Annotated in this window: 1 protein-coding gene and 1 pseudogene; one reads left to right on the top strand and one right to left on the bottom strand. The window is 73.6% G+C overall.

Going from position 1 to position 659, the window contains the following annotated elements; all coding sequences use genetic code 11:
- Nucleotides 1-202, bottom strand: a pseudogene (locus B7L92_RS38860) (Cmx/CmrA family chloramphenicol efflux MFS transporter); the annotation flags it as partial.
- Nucleotides 203-377: 175 nt separating this feature from the next.
- Between B7L92_RS38860 and B7L92_RS38865 the strand changes: the two are divergent.
- Nucleotides 378-659 (top strand): TOPRIM nucleotidyl transferase/hydrolase domain-containing protein (locus B7L92_RS38865; protein WP_368656286.1); only part of this gene is annotated, 282 nt, incomplete at its 3' end.

Consider the following 659-nt stretch of genomic DNA (forward strand, 5'->3'; position numbering starts at 1 on the left):
TCCGCGGCAGCCGCAGGGTCGCGACCGCGAGCAGGGGCGCGCCGACCACCATGCCGATCGCGAACGCCGATATCAGCAACCCGGCCCGCGGGATGGAGACGTCCATGTCGTCGGCGATGGGCGGCAACAGCCCGGAGAGCATGAACTCACTGGTGCCGAGCGCGAACACGGAGAGGCCGAGGACGTAGACGGCGAGCGGCATGCGGGACGCCGCGGACCGTACGGTGGATGCAGGCATGACAGGTGCCAACGAAGCTCTTCCTCCTGTCATTCCCGCTCGTTCCGTGATCTCACGATGCGGCCCGCGTGCCCACCGCCGGCCGACGCCCGGCGGAAATCCGCTACCGCGGCGGCCGGGAGGGGCTCAGACTCGTCGCATGACCGACATGAGGACGTTCCGGGAGGCGGTCGCGGCGTGGGCGGCCGGTGATTCCGGCGTGGCCGCACGTGAATTGGCCGTGCGGCTGCCCGTACGGACGGCGGTCCTGCTCGAGGGGCCGAGCGACGCCGCGGCGGTCGACGCGCTGGCCGCCGGCCGGGGCCGGAACCTGGCCGCCGAGGGGGTCTGCGTCCTGCCGATGGGCGGTGCGATGAGCGCCGGGCGCTTCGCCCGCCTCCTCGGGCCGCCCGGCCTGGGCCTCCGCCTCACGGGACTGTGC

The sequence above is a fragment of the Streptomyces viridosporus genome, assembly GCF_002078235.1.
Lineage (GTDB): Bacteria > Actinomycetota > Actinomycetes > Streptomycetales > Streptomycetaceae > Streptomyces > Streptomyces viridosporus.